General features: G+C 65.5%; 17 protein-coding genes. 5 read left to right on the top strand and 12 right to left on the bottom strand.

The features are described from left to right. Positions 1–44: 44 nt before the first annotated feature. The 5 genes from galK to OHL12_RS13010 all read left to right on the top strand — a co-directional run bounded on the left by galK (position 45) and on the right by OHL12_RS13010 (position 5,264). Positions 45–1,202, top strand: coding sequence for a galactokinase (gene galK, locus OHL12_RS13030; protein ID WP_263414251.1), 1,158 nt, complete (start codon positions 45–47; stop codon positions 1,200–1,202). A 97-nt stretch (positions 1,203–1,299) separates the two neighbouring features. Further along, positions 1,300–2,364: a UDP-glucose--hexose-1-phosphate uridylyltransferase gene (locus tag OHL12_RS13025; protein ID WP_263414250.1), complete on the top strand. Its 1,065-nt coding sequence runs from the start codon at positions 1,300–1,302 to the stop codon at positions 2,362–2,364. A gap of 6 nt (positions 2,365–2,370) precedes the next feature. Continuing rightward, positions 2,371–3,345 carry a UDP-glucose 4-epimerase GalE gene (gene galE / locus OHL12_RS13020; protein ID WP_263414249.1) on the top strand — a complete coding sequence of 325 codons (975 nt, stop codon included), beginning with the start codon at positions 2,371–2,373 and terminating at the stop codon, positions 3,343–3,345. Positions 3,346–3,543: 198 nt separating this feature from the next. Next, positions 3,544–4,434 carry an MBL fold metallo-hydrolase gene (locus OHL12_RS13015; RefSeq protein ID WP_263414248.1) on the top strand — a complete coding sequence of 297 codons (891 nt, stop codon included), beginning with the start codon at positions 3,544–3,546 and terminating at the stop codon, positions 4,432–4,434. 413 nt (positions 4,435–4,847) lie between these two features. Then, on the top strand, positions 4,848–5,264 hold the full coding sequence (locus OHL12_RS13010) for a hypothetical protein (RefSeq protein WP_263414247.1): 417 nt from the start codon (positions 4,848–4,850) through the stop codon (positions 5,262–5,264). 66 nt (positions 5,265–5,330) lie between these two features. Here OHL12_RS13010 and OHL12_RS13005 read toward each other — a convergent pair whose 3' ends face one another. The 12 genes from OHL12_RS13005 to rpmH all read right to left on the bottom strand — a co-directional run bounded on the left by OHL12_RS13005 (position 5,331) and on the right by rpmH (position 18,701). Then, positions 5,331–5,825: a PEP-CTERM sorting domain-containing protein gene (locus OHL12_RS13005; protein ID WP_263414246.1), complete on the bottom strand. Its 495-nt coding sequence runs from the start codon at positions 5,823–5,825 to the stop codon at positions 5,331–5,333. Between the two features lie 147 nt (positions 5,826–5,972). Next, positions 5,973–7,334, bottom strand: a complete 1,362-nt coding sequence (mnmE, locus tag OHL12_RS13000) for a tRNA uridine-5-carboxymethylaminomethyl(34) synthesis GTPase MnmE (RefSeq protein ID WP_263414245.1) — start codon at positions 7,332–7,334, stop codon at positions 5,973–5,975. Positions 7,335–7,409: 75 nt separating this feature from the next. Further along, the gene (locus OHL12_RS12995) at positions 7,410–7,964 is read right to left on the bottom strand and encodes a Jag family protein (RefSeq protein WP_263414244.1); all 555 of its coding nucleotides are present in this window, start codon (positions 7,962–7,964) and stop codon (positions 7,410–7,412) included. A gap of 90 nt (positions 7,965–8,054) precedes the next feature. Further along, positions 8,055–8,732 (bottom strand): copper homeostasis protein CutC, encoded by a 678-nt coding sequence (locus OHL12_RS12990; RefSeq protein WP_263414243.1) that lies wholly within the window; start codon positions 8,730–8,732, stop codon positions 8,055–8,057. A 30-nt stretch (positions 8,733–8,762) separates the two neighbouring features. Then, positions 8,763–9,878 carry an isoaspartyl peptidase/L-asparaginase family protein gene (locus tag OHL12_RS12985; protein WP_263414242.1) on the bottom strand — a complete coding sequence of 372 codons (1,116 nt, stop codon included), beginning with the start codon at positions 9,876–9,878 and terminating at the stop codon, positions 8,763–8,765. Between the two features lie 72 nt (positions 9,879–9,950). Next, entirely contained in the window at positions 9,951–12,383 is a 2,433-nt protein-coding gene (locus OHL12_RS12980; RefSeq protein ID WP_263414241.1) for a GH92 family glycosyl hydrolase, read from the bottom strand. A gap of 58 nt (positions 12,384–12,441) precedes the next feature. After that, positions 12,442–14,667, bottom strand: a complete 2,226-nt coding sequence (locus tag OHL12_RS12975) for a GH92 family glycosyl hydrolase (RefSeq protein WP_263414240.1) — start codon at positions 14,665–14,667, stop codon at positions 12,442–12,444. Positions 14,668–14,853: 186 nt separating this feature from the next. Further along, positions 14,854–16,680 (bottom strand): membrane protein insertase YidC, encoded by a 1,827-nt coding sequence (gene yidC / locus OHL12_RS12970; RefSeq protein ID WP_263414239.1) that lies wholly within the window; start codon positions 16,678–16,680, stop codon positions 14,854–14,856. Positions 16,681–16,853: 173 nt separating this feature from the next. Continuing rightward, positions 16,854–17,081, bottom strand: coding sequence for a membrane protein insertion efficiency factor YidD (gene yidD, locus OHL12_RS12965; protein ID WP_263414238.1), 228 nt, complete (start codon positions 17,079–17,081; stop codon positions 16,854–16,856). Positions 17,082–17,083: 2 nt separating this feature from the next. Beyond that, the gene (gene rnpA, locus OHL12_RS12960; protein WP_263414237.1) at positions 17,084–17,617 is read right to left on the bottom strand and encodes a ribonuclease P protein component; all 534 of its coding nucleotides are present in this window, start codon (positions 17,615–17,617) and stop codon (positions 17,084–17,086) included. 123 nt (positions 17,618–17,740) lie between these two features. Next, positions 17,741–18,328, bottom strand: a complete 588-nt coding sequence (locus tag OHL12_RS12955; protein WP_263414236.1) for a DUF2231 domain-containing protein — start codon at positions 18,326–18,328, stop codon at positions 17,741–17,743. Positions 18,329–18,545: 217 nt separating this feature from the next. Next, the gene (gene rpmH / locus OHL12_RS12950; RefSeq protein WP_263414235.1) at positions 18,546–18,701 is read right to left on the bottom strand and encodes a 50S ribosomal protein L34; all 156 of its coding nucleotides are present in this window, start codon (positions 18,699–18,701) and stop codon (positions 18,546–18,548) included. Between the last annotated feature and the right edge of the window lie 12 nt (positions 18,702–18,713).

Raw genomic sequence — 18,713 nt, 5'->3', positions numbered from 1 at the left:
ATCTTTCCGGCCAGCGCTCACCAATCTCTGAGAAGCTATTAGGCGTGACACCCGAGACCAGCTCCGTCCTCACCGCATCTGCGCCCGGCCGCGTCAATCTCATCGGCGAGCACACCGACTACACCGGCGGCCTGGTGCTGCCCATGGCCATCCCATTCCAGACGAACGTGCGCATCATGCCCGCGAGCGACGGCCAGTACACCTTCCATTCCTCGCAGTTCAACGAGAACCGCACCATGTCGCCCGACGATCGCGGCCCCGCCGTCGGCAACTGGAGCGACTACGCCGTCGGCGTCCTTCGCGAGTTGCAGGAGCTCGGCATCACGCCCCCGCCGTTCCACATCGCGGTCGACGGCAACGTCCCGCTCGGCGCTGGGCTCAGCTCCTCCGCCTCCATTGAAGTGGCCACCGCCGCTGTCCTGTTGGAGCACAGCGGCGCGCAACTGCCCCTGCCAGAGATCGCGCTGCTCTGCCAGCGCGCGGAGAACCGCTACGTCGGCTCGCCCTGCGGCATCATGGACCAGTTCGTCATCACCGCAGCCACGGCCGGCCACGCCCTGCTGCTCAACACGCGCGACCTTAGCTACCAGCACCTGCCCATGAACAGCGGCGACTTGGCGGGCTGCGTTGTCGTGGTCGTCAACAGCATGGTGCGCCACACTGTGACCGCCGGCAGCGACTACGCGCAGCGCCGCCGCGAACTCGAAGCCGGCCAGCAGATCCTGCGCGACCGCTTCGGCGTGCCCGACCTGGGCGGCTCCACCCTTGACCAGCTCGCGCAGGTGCAGGAGGAGATGTCTCCCGAGAGCTTCCGCCGCTGTCGCCACATCATCAGCGAAAATGCCCGTGTTCGGCAGGCCGCTGACGCTATGAAGGCAGGCAACGCCACCGCACTCGGCAAGCTGATGACCACAGCCCACGCCAGCGAGCGCGACGACTTCGAGTGCAGCGTCGAAGAAGTCGACTTCCTCGTCGACACCGCCGTCCAGCAGCCTGGCTGCTTCGGCGCGCGCCTCACTGGCGGCGGATTCGGCGGCTGCACCGTCAACCTCGTCCGCGCGGGCGACGCCGACACCTTCATCGCCGCAGTCCGCGACGCCTACCAGCATCGCTACAACATCGCCGCGCAGACCTTTGTCTGCGAGGCCGTCGCCGGTGCCGTGGAACGCGCCTCGGCCGAAGGCAAGCAGATCGCCGCCTGAAGACCGCGGCTTTAGCCGCCGAGGTAGACCAATCGAACCTCCACCCCTCTGGGCCTTATGGCCCCGAGGTGACGAACCCCAGACCAGGAGCGGCACCGTGAACCAGGCCATGCAATCCAACTCCCACCGCCGCTGGAACCCGCTGCGCCGCGAGTGGGTCCTCGTTTCGCCGCACCGCACGCAGCGCCCCTGGCAGGGCCAGACCGAGACGCCCGCCGCGCCCGCCGCTCTGCAGTACGACCCCACCTGCTACCTGTGCCCTGGCAACACCCGCGCTGGCGGCCACATCACCCCGCAGTACAAGAACACCTTCGTTTTCGACAACGACTTCGCCGCCCTGCGCGAAGACGGCGAGCCCTTTGACGAGTCGCTCGATGCAACCGGCCTGCTTCGCACGCAAAGCGAAAAAGGCATCTGCCGCGTCCTCTGCTTCGACCCGCGCCACGACCTCACCCTGGCCACCATGCCCGTCGAGTCCATCCGCCGCGTAGTCGACGTGTGGGCGGAGCAGGAAGCCGACCTCGCCGCGCGCCCGGACATCGGCTACGTGCAGATCTTCGAAAACCGCGGCGCCATGATGGGCGCCAGCAACCCGCACCCGCACGGCCAGATCTGGGCCACCGAACACGTTCCCAACGACCCGCTGGTCGAGTCCGCCGCGCAGGCCGACTACTTCGCGCAAAACGGCCGCGCACTCCTGCTCGATGTCCTCGCCGCCGAACTTACCGCGAAGGAACGCATCGTCGCCGAGAACGACACCTGGGTCGCCCTTGTCCCGTTCTGGGCCGTCTGGCCGTTCGAACTCCTCGTGATCCCGCGCAACCCTGCCAGCAACATCCGCTCGCTCGACCCTGCCGCCCGCGACGGCCTCGCCCACATGCTCAACGTCGTCTGCGCCGGCTACAACCGCGTCTTCGACACGCCATTCCCCTACAGCATGGGCTTCCACGGCGCACCCTGCCAGGTGCCGGAGCCCGAGATCGCCGCCTCCCACCCCGGCTGGCAGCTCCACGCCCACTTCTACCCGCCGCTGCTGCGCTCTGCCACCGTCCGCAAGTTTATGGTCGGCTTCGAACTGCTCGGCTCCCCACAACGCGACATCACGCCCGAAAGCGCCGCCGAAACCCTGCGCTCCGCCTTCGGCACCGCAACGAAAGGCTAAGAACGCATGAACGTCCTCGTCACCGGCGGTGCCGGCTACATCGGTGGAACTGTAGCCGCCCTCCTCATGGAACAGGGCCACACCGTCACCATCGTCGACAGCCTGGTCCACGCCAAGGCGAACGAAGTTCCCAAGGGCGCGAACTTCGTCGAGGCCGACATCGCCGACCGCCCTCGCCTCGAGTCGCTCCTGAACGAGATGAAGCCGGACGGCGTCCTCCATTTCGCCGCGCTGATCGAAGCCGGCGACAGCATGCGCGTGCCCGAGGTCTACTTCCGCAACAACACCGCCTCCACGCTCAGCCTGCTTGAGGCCATGCACGCGACCGGCACGCAAAACCTCGTCTTCAGCAGCACCGCCGCCGTCTACGGCGAACCCGAAGCCGTGCCCATCCCCGAAACCGCGCGCCTCGCCCCGACCAATCCCTACGGCGAATCCAAGCTGCTGGTCGAGTACATGCTGAAGTGGTTCCACCAACTGCACGGCCTGCGCTACGCCTCCCTGCGCTACTTCAACGTGGCCGGCGCGCTGCCGCACCGTGGCGAGGCCCACGAGCCCGAGACCCACATCATCCCGCTCATCCTTGACGTCGCCCTGGGCCGCCGCGACAAGATCCTCATCTACGGCGACGACTACGACACCCCCGACGGCTCCTGCATCCGCGACTACATCCACGTCGCCGACCTGGCCGACGCCCACATCCTCGCCCTCGACGCCCTCAAGCGCGAGAGCCGCATCATCTGCAATCTCGGCAACGGCACTGGCTTCAGCGTCAAGGAAGTGATCGAGGCCGCCCGCAAGGTCACCGGCAAGCCGATCCCGGCAGAGATCAAGCCCCGCCGCGCCGGCGACCCCGCCCGCCTCGTCGCCAGCGCCGAAGAAGCCCGCCGCATCCTCGGCTGGGTCCCAAAGACGCCCGAGATCGACCGCATCCTCGAATCCGCCTGGCAGTGGCATCAGCAGCGCTACGCTAACCGCTAAACCGGCGCAACTGTCACGCAGAGCCCACCATGCTCTGTAACGCGCTGTAACCGTAGGGAGCAGGGGCCTTCAGGCCCCTGAATACCGCCCCACGTGAAGCGAGCTTCAGCCGCGGCCTCACGTCGGCACGCGCGCACCTTACAGAAAACTATTCCTGAATCCAACACACCATGCGACCCTTGCTCATACGAGGGACGTATGCCCAACGTTGCACGCCTTCTCACCACACTTTTCCTGCTCTGCCTCCCCGCCGCGATCCGGGCCGAAAACCGCGTCACCATCCTCAACGACGCCTTCGGCAACCGGCCCAACCTGCAGCAGGACTGGGGCTACTCCGCCCTCATCGAGTTCGAGGGCAAGCGCATCCTCTTCGACACCGGCGACAACATCGCCCTCTTCCAGCGCAACGTCGAGGCGCTCCACGTCGACCTCACCCACCTCGACATGGTCATCCTCACCCACGCGCACGGCGACCACACCTCCGGACTGCGCTACGTGCTCGCGAAGAACCCGCACGTCCCCATCTACGCCCCCGCCGACCCCTACTTCACGGGCACCACCCTACCTCCCGCCTTTCTCACCACAGACGCCAGGCCAGAACTGCCCGCAAACATGCGCTACTTCGGCGGCAACGGCACACCAACCGGCCGGAAGGGCTGGGTCGCCTGGACCGACACAAACCTCACCGCTGTCGATCATGACGTCACCATCGCGCCGCACATCCGGCTCGTCTCGCTCGTTTCCGACAAGCCCGCCTTCAAAGACCTGCGTGAAATCTCGCTCGTCCTCGAAACGCCGTCCGGCCCTGTTGTGTTCGTCGGCTGCTCGCATCCGGGCATCGAGCGCATCCTCGCCGCCGCGACCGCCGGTGGCACCGGCAAGCCGGTCGTATTCCTCGCCGGCGGCCTCCACCTGCTGATGGACACGCCGCAACAGGTTGACGCCACCCTCACCACGCTCCAGCAGCAATACCGCGTGCAGACGCTCGCCATCGGCCACTGCTCCGGCGAACTCACCTTCCTGCGCGCGCGCCAGATGTGGGGCGACCACTACCGCTACGCCGGGCTCGGCGAAACGCTCACCTTCTAGCAGATCAAGTCCGATCTCGGATGCGCTCCTATAAGCAGGCTTCCGCCCTTGATCGGCGACAGCCGGCTCGCAGCGGGTTCCACCACACGAAAAGCTTTGCCGCGTGCTGGAAGCTTGAGAAATGTGGAAATCCCTTTGTGGACATAAGCCGTCAGAATGGTGGGAGCACGCGCGCAGACGCGAGCACCGCGCGCACGTAAATCTCGACTCCCAGGTCGTTCGCCCAGCCCGCAGTGGCTGGGCGTGTGCGCTTCTGCCGCAGACCATCTGCCGCTGCGGTCCGCTCGGGCGATGGCCGCCACATCACGTCACTCCTGACCGCGACGCTGCGCCTGCCACAAACCCCGCCTCTAACCCTGAGTGCGTGCCGACCAACCGTCCGGCAAAACGCAACTCCACCGCGGGAGATCTTCATGGCAAGTACTCTAAAATCGCTGTTTACAACCGAAAACGGGGTCTCTAAGCCCATCGACGCCCGCACCCACGGCATCATCGACTATTGCCACGCCGGCCTGTTCGCGACAGTCGCGCTCCTTTGCTGGAAGAAGAACCGCAATGCCGCCCTGACCGCTGCGGGCACCAGCGCATTCATCCTCGTGCAATCGCTGCTCACCGACTACCCACTCGGCAAGAAACGCGTCATTCCCTTCGCCACGCACGGCGCAATGGACGCCGGCTTTGCGGCACTCTCCTTTGCCGCCCCACGCCTCTTCGGCTTCTCCGGCACCAAGGCCGGCCTCTTCTTCCAGTCCAACTCGGTTCTCGAATCCACTGCCGTTGCGCTCACCGATTGGGATAGCGATCACGCCCGCGCTGAAGAAGACAGGTAAGCAGCAATCGCAGGGAAACAGAACGGCCCGGGAAAAAACCCGGGCCGTTCTTTCGTCCAAAGACGATTAGGCGTTGTAACGGCGACGCACTGCGCCAATCACACCGAGCGCACCCGTTCCCAGCAGCGCCAGGCTGGACGGCTCCGGAGTCGCGGCGGTAATGGTGATCGGCGAGACCTGCGACACGGTGCCGCCACCCGTACGTTGCAGGAACTCGTTGTCCGAGAAGTACAGGTTGATCTGCGCTCCGTTGTTCAGCAAGTAGGAGAGCCCGGCGACATCGAACGCGTAGCTACCATTGGTGAACAGCAGCTTATTGTCATTGCCGTCGAAGCCGTTCTTGGCGATGATGCCAGCGATCGGACGGTTGGTACCGTTGCCCGTGTCGGTCGTGCCTGTTACTGACGTGATCTGATACGTGCCGGGGCTGACCAGATCGCCAGAGAGCACGCCCGAACCAGAGAACGTCGAGCCGGAAAAGGAAAAGTTGAAGGAATCAGCATGGGCAGCAAGGCTGAAAACGAGCATGGCTGAAGCAGCCGCGAGAGAACGGAGGCGCAAAGGGGGGATCTCCTGTTTGTGTAAGTTCTGTCAGCCTACGTGCCTTGCAAATTTCAGAAGTCGCTTACTGGCGGAATCTGACAGATTCGTTGTCAGCGCATCAACACGGCGTCCACACCAGTTTTTTCCGCAACTTCGAAGAGCTCTCTATTTGCCGATGCAGAACGTGCTGAAGATCTGGTTCAACACATCGTCGGCCGTGGTCTGACCCGTCAGCGCGTCCAGCGCGCCCAGGGCCTCATACAGATCCAGCAACACCATCTCGTGTGGCGTCTGCATGCGCGCCGCGTCCACCGCCCGCTGCAACGCCTCGATCGACCGAGCGATGCTGTCACGCTGCCGCGTATTGGTCAGCGTGGCGTGTGACGCAGCACCGCCCTCACCCGTGCCTCGCAAACCGGCACGCCGCAGGATCTCGTCGCGCAGCGCCTCCATGCCCTCGCCCGTCACCGCCGACGTCCACACCGCGCCTGCCTGCGCGGTACGCTCCTCGCGCGCCACCAGATCGGCCTTGTTCCACACCCGGATCACCGCAGCACCCTCGCCCACCGCACCCGGCAGTTCCGCCGCCTCGCCGCTGCCAACTGCGCTCGCATCCATCACATGCAGCAGCAGGTCCGCGTCCGCCATCGCCTCGTGGGAACGCTCCACGCCGATCCGCTCGATCACATCATCGGTCTCGCGCAGACCCGCGGTATCCAGCAACTCCACCGGCAAGCCGCCGATCGCCCCGCGGTCGCTGATCACATCGCGCGTGGTTCCCGCAATCGGCGTCACAATCGCGCGATCGCGTTCCAGGAGCCGGTTGAACAGGGAACTCTTGCCCGCATTCGGCCGGCCAACGATCGCCAGCCGCAAACCTTCGCGCAGCAAGCGCCCATGCGCAAAGCTCCGCAACAGCGACTCCAGCGGCGGCAACAGCGCAGCAATGCGCGTCTCTACCTCTGCCGAGGGCATCGTCTCCAGGTCGTCTTCGGCAAAGTCGATACCGGCTTCCATCACCGCCACCAGCATCACCAGCGCGTCCTTCACCGGGCGCACCTCGCGCTGCAGCGACCCGCCCAGCTGCTCCGCCGCGAGCCTAGCCTGCGCAACCGTGCTGCTGTCGATCAGGTCGCGGACCGCCTCAGCCTGCGTCAAATCCAGCCGCCCATTCAGAAATGCGCGCTCCGTGAACTCGCCCGCATGCGCCAGCTGCGCCCCGGCACGCAACGACAGTTGTACAACCGTTTGAACGACCACCGGCGCGCCATGCGTGCTGATCTCCACCACGTCCTCGCCCGTATAACTGTGCGGCCCGGCAAAGTACGTCAGCAGCGCATCGTCCAACACCTGCCCATCCGCATCCAGCACATGCCCAAAGCGAACGCGGTGCGACTCGGCATCTCGCTGCAGCCGCACCAGCCGCAGCGCGATCGGCAACGCCTCCGGCCCGCTCAGCCGCACCACGGCGATGCCGCCGCGCCCGGCCGGGGTAGCTATCGCAACAATGGTCTCCGTGAACGGCATGACTTCACCAGTACAGCACGCAACGCAAAGGGCGCGCTGACGCGCACCCTTCCATTACCGTGAACTCTGCTGAACCTACCGCCGGCGGAACCGGTGCGCAATCTCCCGCGCGCGCGACGAATTGTTCTCCCGCGTCGGCATGTCCTTCGGATACAGCACCACAAACCGCCGCGGGCCTTCGCCGCTCGACTCTGTCCGCAGATCCTCATGCTGCTTGAGGATCAGGTGCAGCAACCGCCGCTCGCGGCTGCTCATCGGGTCGAAGCTGTAGGGCCGCTCGCGGTCGCGCACATACTTCACACCACGCTCCGCCATGTCGCGCAGGTCGGCCGCGCGTTCTGCCTTGAAGCCCTCCGCGTCAAAACTCACGCGGTCGTGCTCGTCCGGCTCCAACTGCAGCATCTTGGCCGCAATGTGCTCCAGCGCGCGCAGCATCTCGCCATCGCGGTCGGTCAACAGGTACGCATCCGGCCCGCTGATATCGACATAGATCAGCCGGTCTTCCAACCCATCCGGATCGGCCGCTCCCGCTCCCGCCACAATGCGGTACTTCAGGCGCAAACCGCCCGGGTTGGTCAACAGCTTCAACAGCTCGGCAACCTGTTTGGCAGCGCTTGCAAGGTCCTGCATATCCGAATCGATTCCTGGTCCCGCTTAGTCGGTGCGCGGGCACTCTCAATTCTAGCGAAAAGCTCAGCGCGCCATGGGCACGTCGCGTCGTCAATGCGCCAGTTCGGCGCGCAGATCACGCACCCGCTTCGCAAGGACCTGCACACCGTCCGCCGCTCCGCCCAGTGACCCGTGATAGTGCTGCCCCGTCCACGCCTTTTGCAGCGCGCCCACATTGCTCACGCGCAAGCCTCCGCCCGCTGCAATCGCGATACGCCCCGCCGCCTGCCGCACCAGCGCATCCAGCACCGCCGCACCCGCAATCACGTCAGGCGCTCCGCCGCTCGTCAGCACGCGCGCACATCCTGTTGCGATCACATCTTCCAGCGCAGCGAACAGATCCGGAGTCCGGTCGAACGCTCGATGAAACTCCACCGGTAACGGCGACGCCAACTCCACCAGCTCGCGCATCGCGTGCACCGCCACGGTGCGATCCTCATTCAGGACCCCGACCACCACGCCCGCCGCGCCCAGTTCCTTCGCGCGCACAATCCCTTCGCGAATGCGCGCAAACACCGCAGGCCGATACACAAAGTCATCCGCCTCCGGCCGCACCAGCACATGCACCGGCAAACCCGACCGCTCCACCGCAGCCGCAATCATCGCATCCGGCGGAGTCGTCCCGTCCAGATGCAGGTTCACGCACAACTCCACGCGATCCGCTCCACCCAGCCGCGCCGCCTCGCACGCCTCCAGCGTCTCCGCACACAGTTCAAACGTAGGACGCATGTGTTTCATTCCTGCTGACTTGCTGACTCATCAAGGCTGATCGTCATACAGCACAACCTCAACCTTGCCGCCCTCGCGCAACCGCGCGCGATTCATCCCCGGCGTGTTGAAACTCCATGCCGCCTGCCCATCCGGCGCTATCGCAATCAGCCCGCCCACGCCGTCCAACTGCTTCAGCCGCGTGTGGATCACCTCGTCCGCCGCCGCCTTCAACTTCAAGCCCTTGTACTGCACCAGCGCACACACATCGCGGGCGATGGTCAGGCGCATAAAGTACTCGCCCACACCCGTGGCCGACACCGCGCAGGACTCGTTCGCCGCATACGTACCCGCGCCGAGGATCGGCGAGTCGCCCACGCGCCCCGGCAGCTTGCCCTGCGATCCGCCGGTCGAGGTTCCCGCCGCCAGATTGCCGCTGCGATCCATCGCCACCACGCCCACCGTGCCGTAGTGCCGGCCACTCCCGCTCCACACCGGCGGCACCATCACCGCCTCATCGAAGCCGGGCGCAGTCACATGCACCAATGCCTTGCCCCCCCCGCCCGCGGGCGCAGCCGGAGCGAACGCCGGACGCGCCGGCACAGGCTTGCCCTCGTGCTTCAACTGGTCCACCAGGGCCTGCCACTTGCCCTCGTCCCAGAAGTAGCGCGGCTGTACCTGCTCACCATGAATGCTGGCCAGAAACTCGTCGGCGCCGCTTCCCACGATCATCACGTGCGGCGTCTTATCCATCACCGCGCGAGCCAGCGTGATCGGGTGCGGCGACGTGCGCACCGCCGCCACCGATCCGGCCTTCAGGTTCTTGCCATCCATGATCGCGGCGTCCAGCTCGCTGAAGCCGGCCGCGTTCAGAATCGCGCCCTTGCCCGAATCGAACAGCCCCGAGTCTTCCAGAATGCGGATGCCCGTCTCCACCGCGTCGACCGACGATCCGCCACCGTCCAGCACCTTGCCCGCCGCGTTCGCAGCCTCGGCCATCACGGCGCGAATCGCCTTCTCCTGCGCCGGCGAGGTGTTCGCGCGAGCCATATCGCCAGCGCCGCCATGCACCTCGACCAGCCACGGCTTCTTCGCCTGCGCAGAGCAGGGAACTGCAGCCGCAAACACTCCAGCAAGGCACAGCGCTACCGCAACCAGCTTCTTCATCGCACTCCCAAGGTGTGGCGTTGTTGCGATGCTACATGCCTGTGCATTTCACAACCGGGGATGCATCTGCGCTTACCGCGAACGTCCCGCCTCAAACGAAGGCGGCTCATCCCCCGCATGGCTGCCCCAGTTCTCATTCGGCGCAGCGCCCAGGTCGAACCGCAGCGTGCCACCTTGCAGCGCAAAGTTCTCCGGCAGCCACGTCTTACTCGCCGCCTTGCCGTTCACCTTCAGCCCCTGCACGTAGAAGTCCGCCGCACTCGCCGCAGGAGCCTCGATCACCACATCGCCCGCAGGCCGATGCACCACCGCGCGCGGGAAGCTGGGACTGCCAACCACCAGCTCCGCCCGCCCCGGGATCGCCGGATACACGCCCAGGTACGCAAAAACCGCCCACGACGACATCTCGCCCAGGTCATCGTTCCCCGGCAAACCCTTCGGCTCCGGCAACCAGATCGTGTTCAACACCTGCCGCACCAACTGCTGCGTCTTCCACGGCTGCCGCGCGTAGTTGTACAGCCACGGCGTGCCGATCGAAGGCTCGTTGTCCAGCTCCGCATGCGTCGGCCCGGCCTTGGTCACCGCCGGCTTGCCACCCTCGTAAAAGAAGCGGTCCAGCCGCGCCGTCGCGGTCTCGCGCCCACCCATCTGGTCGAACAGACCGGCCACGTTGAACGGCACCATCCACACGTACTGCGCCGCCGAGCCCTCAACAAATCCCGCACCGGTCGACGGCGTAAACGGCTTGCGCTTGCCGTCGCTGTCGTTGTCCTCGTCCACGTCCGTCGCCGGCCATGTGCCGTCGGCGTTGCGGTTCATGATGTACCCACCATCCGGCGCGGCCTTCGGGTTCCACAGGTTGCGCCAGTACTGCGCGCGCTCCACAAAGCGCTGCTGCAAGGCCCTGTCGCCCAGGTGCCCGGCCAGCGCGGACAGGCTGAAGTCCGCCGTTGCATCCTCCAGCGTGTCGGCACTCGCGCCCCACGCCGGCGCGCCAATCGGGATGTAGTGCAGCTTCAGGTACTGGTCCAGGCCCGGCCGCTGCCCCACGCACTCCACCGGGCAGCCATCGTGGCTCAGGTCCTGCGCGGTCGGCACCTCCGCCGCATGCACCAGCGAAGCCAGCGCAGCCTTTGCGTCGAAGTCACGCCCGCCAAACGCCCAGATGCCCGCAACCGACGGTGCCGCCGGATCGCCGTTCATCACGTGCGTCGCTCCGCTCAGGTGCGTCCACCGATCCCACCGCCCGCCATCCTCCACCGACTGGTTCATCAGGCTCTGCGCAATGTCGCTGCCCACCTTCGGGTCCAGCCACGTCACCAGTTGCACCTGCGAACGGTACACGTCCCAGCCGGAGAAGTTCGCGTACTCCGTCCGCTGCCCCGCGGCAAGCCGATGCACCTTGCCGTCCATGCCCGTGTACTCGCCGTTGCTGTCGTTGTATGTGGTCGGCGTTTGCAGCGAGTGGTACAGCGCCGTCGAAAACACCCTGCGCTGATCGGCCGTGCCACCGGTCACCTCGATCTGGTTCAACCGGCGGTTCCACTCCGCACGCGCCTTTGCAGCCACACTGTCGAAGGTCGTGCTCTCGCTGCTCTCTGCCTTCAGGTTCGCTTCCGCGTTCGCCAGGCTCACATAGCTGATGCCAATGCGCGCATGCACCATCGCGCCGGGCTCAAAGCCGACCCACACGCCCGAGCCATGACCCGTCTCCGGAAAGCCCTTCGCGCCGTAGCCCGTTCCGCCCTCCGCCGTCTCACTGTTCGCCTGCACCGTGCCGTCATGCCACGAACCGGTCGAGCGAAACTGCTTGTCGAAGTGCGCCGCAAAGTACAGCGTGTAGTACGATCGCCGATCCTCCGTGCCGATGTAGCCGCAGAAGTTGCCGCTCGTCACCGAACCCATGATCGTGTTCGTCGCGCGATCGATGTGCGTCGTCGACGCCGTCGACCCGACCGCCGAGTCCGACGTCCGTACCAGCAGGTTCGCAGCCTTGCCGGTAGGAAACTGCAGCTGCGCCATGCCAAAGCGCAGACCGCTCGTCAGCGCAACGTCCACACCGTTTGCCATCGACACCTGGTACAGCCCCGGCGACGCCTTCTCCTGCGCGTGGCTGAACCCCACCGCGTACTGGAAGCGGAAGTCCTTCGAAGGCGAGTCCGTCACCGCCTCCGTGATCGGCAGCATCGGCACATCGCCCGACCCGCCCGCGCAGCCCCAGCCCTCCACGTGCGTCAGGCTGAATCCGCGCAACTGCTTCGACTCAAACTCATACCCGCCCGGCGACGCAATCATCCGCTTCGCATTCACCGGCGAAGCCTCCGGACTGAACTGCACCATGCCAAACGGCAGCGTCGCCCCCGGAAACGTGTTGCCACCGTTCGAGGTCCCAATGAACGGATCGACCTCACCCGCGCGATCCTGCTGTGCCACCTGCGCCAGCACACCACTCGCCGCAATCGCGAAGCAAAGCCCGACACGTACCAACCTGCCAATTCGAAACATCCCAGCTCCCTACGCGCTACTGCCTAATCCCTCTTGCCTAAACCCTGGCGCCTACTCACTACTCGAACTGCGAAACATCCACATCCATCGAATCCGGCGGCGCCGCCTTCTCCTGCGATCCGAGCAGGCGGTTCGGCACACTGCCCATCGTCAAGTCCAGCGTCCCGCCACTCGTCACATCCTTGTGCGTGATCCAGAGGTGGTCCATCGCTTTGCCGTTCCAGCGCACACTCTCGACATACTCGTTGTCCGCCGAACTAGCGGGCGCGGCGATCACAAAATCCTTGCCGCTCTTCAGGTGCACAGTCACCTTGGTGAACACCGGGCTCGCCACGTCATACACCGGCACACCCGGCATCACCGGGTACACGCCCATCATCGACCACACCACAAACGAGCTCAGACCGCCGCCGTCCTCATCGCCCGGAATGCCCTGCAGATCGTCTGGAAAGAACGCGGTCAGAATCGACCGGACCCGCGCCTGCGTCTTCCACGGCGCGCCCATGCGGTCATACAGGTACGGAATGTTCAGGCTCGGCTCGTTGGCCATCGAGAACTGCCCGATCATCGACGTCGAATCCGGGAACTTCGCCTGGAACTCGTACCGCGAACGCCCCAGCGGCTCGCGGAAGAGCTGGTCCAGATTCGCCTCCGCCTTCGCACGCCCGCCCATCAACGCAATCAGCCCCGCGTAGTCGTGCGGCACGTCCCACGCGTAGGTGTAGCCGTTGTTCTCGTCGTAGTACTCACGTCCGCCCAGGCCGCCACCGAACTTCGGATCCATCGGCTCGATCCAGTTGCCCTGGTCATCCTTGGGCCACATCAGCCCCTTGTCCGCGCGGTACAGGTTGCGATAGTTCGCCGCGCGCTTCAGAAACAGCGCACGGTCCTCCGGCTTGTGCAGCACGCCCGCCAACTGCGCGATGCACCAGTCGTCGGTGCTGTTCCCCAGCGTCACCGGCACGGGCTGCCGCTTCTCAAACGACGCCACCTGCGGCACCGTCTCCTTCTCGCCCGGTCGCAGCGCGGGCATGTAGCCGTGCGCCGCGTAGAAGTCGTCCAGCACCGTCTTCGGTCCCAGCGTCCACGGCAGCATCGTCTGCTCTAGCGAACGCTTGCGCAGCCCCGCGTACGCCGTCGGCAGGTCGAAGTTGCGCACGCCCTTGTTCCACGCATCGGCGATCCACGGCGCGGCATGGTTGCCGTTCATAATCGCCGCCGGTCCACTCGTCAGCGCGAACGTCGGCATAATGCCGCTCTGCTGATACATCCGCACATACGACTGAATCTTGTCGGCCTGCATGTCGGGATTCAGCAGCGTCTGCAGCGGCTCCATCGCGCGGTACGTGTCCCACAGCCAGTTGTCCACGTAGAACGGCCGCGCATCCTCATGCACCTGGTGATCGAAACCGCTGTAGTAGCGCCCGTCCTCGGTGATGTTGATCATGCGCTCCATGCAGCGGTACAGCGCCGTATAGAACACGCGCCTCTGCGCCGGCGTCCCACCCTCCACCTCGATCTGGCCCAGCGCCGCATTCCACGTCGCGCGCGCCGCATCTTTCACTCGCTCGAACTCAAACGCCGGAATCTCACGCTGCAGATTTCGCTTCGCCTGCTCCACGCTGATGAACGAAACTCCGTAGCGGAAGTCCAGCGACTTCGCTCCGCTCGCGGTCAGCGACACACGATCGCCATCCCCCACATGAGCGCTCTCAGCCCTCACCGGCGCACTCGTCTCCGCGTAGAAGTACGCGGTCACGCCCATCACCTTCTCTTCGCCCGTGACGACCTTCGCGTCAACCAACTTCACCGACCCCGGATGCAGGTTCCGCACCAGCAACGTAGCCTTGCCATCCGGGAACGTGAAGCGGAAATACCCGGCCTGGTGCGCCGGCGCAAACTCCGTCCCGATCATCCCGTCATCAAAGCGGGAGGTGTAGAAGTACGGCGTCGCATGCTCCGCGTCATACGCCGCGGGCTTGCCATCGCCCGGCATCACCGCAAATAGCTCCGGCTGCCGGTGCGACAGGATCGTCAGCGGAAAGTACTGGATCTCCGGGTCCAGCGCATCCTTGCGCACCGGATACATCCGCACCATGCTGTTCGGCAGGTACGCCGTGGGCCGCGTCGGCTCCAGCAGGATGCTCACGTTGCCAATCGTGGGATCGACCTCGTCCACCACACCCGCACGCGAACCAACACTCTGCGCCCGCAGGACAAGCGGCCCAACACACACCACGGCAGCCACCGCAAGCGCGGCAGCACGAACCATCGATCTCAGCATTGCACTCCTGAACCAGCGCGGCTCATCGAGCCATCGCTACCCACCTGCGGAGTCTACGTGGCGATGCAATCACGCTCAAGCCAGCGATTCACATGAAGCAAATTCCCAGCAGCGCAGCCCTTCGAACGGCCGGAACGCAGAAAGGGCCCGGCATTTCGCCGAGCCCTCTCTCCGTATCGCTGGACCTTACCGCCGTCCCTGGATCACCTTCGCACCCTGCGGCGCGTTCGCCTTCTTGCGCGCCCGCTTCGCCGCCAGCGCACGCATCTCCTTGCCCAGCGCCGTCTGGTTCATCACCAACTGCGTGATCACCATCAGGATGTTGCCGACGACCCAGTAAATGCCCAGGCCGCTCGCATAGTTCCACGTAATGAACAGCGAAAACGCCGGCATCATGAACGCCATCATCCGCTGCTGCGCCGGGTCCACACCGGGACTCGGCATGTAGAAGCTGACCAGGAACTGCGAGATGACGAGCGTGATCGGCAGCACGTGCCAGGGGTCCGCTGCCGTCAGGTCATGCAGCCAGAACCAGTGCGCGCCACGCAGTTCAAACACCTTCGGAATCGTGCTCAGCATGGCGAACAGCAAAGGCAGCTGAATCAGCGTGGGGATGCAGCCACCCAGCATGTTCACGCCTTCCTTCTTCTGCAGGTCCATGATCTCGGCGTTCATCTCCGCCTTTTTCGGATCGGTCACCTTGTACTTCGCGTACTTGGCCTTGATCGCGTCCATCTGCGGCTGAATGCGCTGCATCTTCAGCGCGCTCTTCATGGTCTGCACGCGCAGCGGAATCAGCACGGCGTTGATCAGCACCGTCAGCACCACGATCGCCCAACCCCAGTTGCTGGCCAGGTGCTCATGCGTCCAGTACAGCGCCCAGAACAGGCCCTTCGCGATCGGCCCAAAGAAGCCGAAATCCATGATCGGTGCCAGCGATTCTCCGCTGCGCCCGCTCACCGTTACGCTCTTCAGCACCGGCACGCTCTTCGGCCCGGCAAACACGCGCAGCTTCGCCGGCCCGTCCGTCGCGCCCACCGCCACGCCCAGCAGCGGCACGTCTACACTCTTGCCCGTCGCCTTGCCGTCGCGCGCCAGCTTCTGCACGTCGATCTTGTTGCTCAGCGTCACCGCCGTCGCGTTGTCGATGTTCTCCGGCAGCATCACCGCCGCAAAATACTGGTCGGCCACACCCGCAAAGTCCACCGGCGCGTTCAACGTGTCGCCGCCGACCACCTTCTTGAACGCGAGGTGCTCTTCCTTGCCGCCGCGCATCGTCTCGACCGTGGCGCTGTTGTAATCCTGCGCCTGCTCCTGGTCGCCAAAGCCGCCCGGCCAAGCCAGCAGCGCGCGCACCGGCACGCCGTTCTGCTTCACCTCGGCCTCGGCATGCACAACGTACGTCTCGTCAAAGCGGAACGTCTTCGTAATGTCGTAACCGCCCTGCGCATAGTGGAAGGTCAGCGTCTGCGGCGCCAGCAGGTTGCCCGTCGCGCTCGGCACAAACAGCGCCTGCTTCAGGTTTGCGTTCTGCCCCTGGTCATACGTGTAGATCGACATCGGATACCCGAACTGCTTCGCCGCCGCGCCATGCACCAGGTCCAGCGGAGCGCCATAGCGATCCTTCTGCCCCTTCAGCACCCACGACCGCACCTCGCCGCCCCGGCTCGAGAACGCGATCCGATAAAGCTGGTTCTCCACCACCGTGGTCTGCTCGGCCGTTCCCACCACCGCCGGAACGGCAGCCGCGGCGCCGGCGGCGTTCCCAGCACCAGCCGTGCCCGCCGCCTGCTGATTGAACGCCTGGGTCGAACCCGTCGGCACCGGCGACTTGCCTGCCGCATTCGGTGCCGTCGCGGAGTTTGTCGCCGTCGGCTTCTGCAACGGCTGCGTCTTCGTGCCGCGCCACATCTGAAAGACCGTGAACGCCACGATCATCGCCAGCATCATGTACAGCAGCGGCTTGTTGCTGTCGCCGCCACCACCCTGGTTGGGATTGCGAATCTCTGCCAAACCTGTCCTCTTCTAAACGCAGCCTCAGGCGCCCGCCCCACACTCGGCCAGACCACCCCACCGCACCGGCCCTGAAACCTGCGTCGCTCCGACGCAACTCCGGCCATTCACCATGCTAAATCCCGCGAGCCCCGCGCGAGAGCAGCAAGCTTCCGCACCTCAAGGGCATCAACTTACGACCGGTCGGCAGTTGGCACCTGGTCCAGCCCGCCCTTGCTGAACGGGTGGCACCGCCCCAATCGCCGCAGCGCCAACCAGCCGCCCCGCCACGGTCCAAACCGCGCGATCGCCACCTCGGCGTACTCGGAACACGATGGCTGAAACCGGCAGCCGCCCACGCCAAACCCGTGCAGCAACGGCGACAGCGTGTGCCGGTACACCCAGAACAGCGCCCGAAACACTGCTACCTCGCCGCCCCGTCCCCAGGTCGCGCGTCTCCAGCACCGGCTGCCGCATCCGCCGGCAAGCCGGCCTTGCTGAACGGCTTACCGGAAGCCTCGCCCGGCCGCTGACTCGCTGAACCGCTGACTCGCTGACTCGCCGCTCTGCGGAACACCTCGGCGACCTCGGCCCGCAACTGATCAAACGGCAGGGTCTCAACCGTTCGCCGCGGATGCAGCACCACATCCAGCGGCAATCCCTTCAGCGCCGCCTGCTCCGCGCGCACAGCCTCCCGCAGCCGCCGCTTGATGCGGTTCCGCACATGCGCCTTGCCCATCACGCGGCCTACCGTTAGCCCGATGCGCGGGCCCGCATACTCGCCCGGCACCACCTCACGGCGCGCCGCGAAAAAACTCATCCGTTTGCCATGCTGTTTCCGGGTCGCGTTATAAACCCGCTGAAACTCCGCATGCCGCCGCAGCCGCAACTCCGCCGGGGAGAACGGCTCGGCGGCAGGTGGCGTAGCAGCATCGGGAATGGGAAACGTGGTCGCCATGGCGCTGCCACCAGCTTAGCGAATCGCGGCTGATCCAAGGACGGCGCAGCCGGTAGCTCAGACCCGCATCTGTCAGCGCGCCGGTTATGAGACGTGCACAGCAGGCCTCAGCGAGACGGCGGCCTAGCGCACGCCGTTCTCCTGCCCGCGCACGCCCACCCCGTACTCATAAATCATGTTGCCGCCCAGGTGCGCCGACACCGACGCCACCAGGTACCCCACCGCCGCCAGCGATCGCGGTAGCGTCCGGCTTCGGCGCTTGCCGCGCAAGAGGCACGACGCCGCAAACAGCCCCGTCGACGCCACATTCAGCAGGGCATGGACCGAACCCACCCGACGCGGCCGCTCCCGCTTGATCTCCGACCAGTCCGCCATGCCGGTCACCGCGGCGCCCACCGCTCCCAGCAGCCCGATCAGCAGCGAAACGTCCGCCACCTTGTCCAGCGAATCGGTCCCGGTCAGCGAGCCCACTGTGTCCGCAATCACGGTCACGCTCCAGGCTCCCACCGGCAGGTCCGTCATCACCACATGCAGCGGCTCATGCAGCCAGTGCCCGTGCAAGAACGACAGAACTTTCTCGCCCGCCTCGCTTCCGCGAAACGGCCGCTGGACCGCGTCCTGCACCGCCTGCTCCGCCGCCGGCGTAATCCACGTCACACCCTGCGCCAACCGCGCAACAGGATCCTTGCTCAACTCGTCCGTTCCGGGCACTGGTGTCTCCTCAACAGATCTCTACCGTTGAGATGGGCAAACCCGCCCGGACTGCCTCCCGAACAGGCGCTCCTGCCGCGCCATCTTCGCCACATGCGCCGGGAACGAACTCACTGCACACACAGGCGTACCGATGCGAGGGCTCTACGTGGAGCCGCCACAAACAGAAAGGCACACGGCCGAAGCCGTGTGCCTTTCTCAATAGCAGCGTGGACGACTAGTCGCGGTAGCCGGCGGAAACCGCAATCTTGTGGCGGCCCTTCGCGCGGCGGCGGTTCAGAACGTTCTGACCTGCCTTGGTCTTCATGCGGGTCAGAAATCCGTGCGTCTTGGCGCGGCGGCGGCGGTTGGGCTGAAATGTGCGCTTCGGCATGGTACGGCTTCT

Source organism: Terriglobus aquaticus (assembly GCF_025685415.1).
GTDB classification, from domain to species: domain Bacteria; phylum Acidobacteriota; class Terriglobia; order Terriglobales; family Acidobacteriaceae; genus Terriglobus; species Terriglobus aquaticus.
This window is presented reverse-complemented; position numbering and strand designations above follow the sequence as displayed.